We start from the raw sequence: 231 nt of genomic DNA, 5'->3' as shown, positions 1-231 counted from the left end.
CCACAACTCTCCCCCCCCCCCCGGGAGATACCCCCCCCCCCCCGCCGCCCCCCCCGCCCCCCCCCCCGGGGGGGGCCCCCCGGGCCCCCCCCCCCCCCCCCCCCCCCCCCCCCCCCCCCCGACGCCCCCCCCCCCCCCCCCCCCCCCCGCAACACCAGAATAAAAAAAACACAGCCCCAGCCCCGAGCCCCCGATCACGCAAACGCTCCAGGTGGAGCAGAAAAAAAAAAA

Annotated in this window: 1 protein-coding gene; it reads right to left on the bottom strand. The window is 77.9% G+C overall.

Annotated elements, in window-relative coordinates; translation table 11 throughout:
- Window positions 1–231: hypothetical protein (locus tag AAHZ94_RS36660; RefSeq protein WP_349997734.1), on the bottom strand; the 231-nt coding region annotated here is incomplete at both ends.

Origin of the sequence: Streptomyces sp. HSW2009, from assembly GCF_040240285.1 — a bacterium.
Classification (GTDB): domain Bacteria; phylum Actinomycetota; class Actinomycetes; order Streptomycetales; family Streptomycetaceae; genus Streptomyces.
This window is presented reverse-complemented; position numbering and strand designations above follow the sequence as displayed.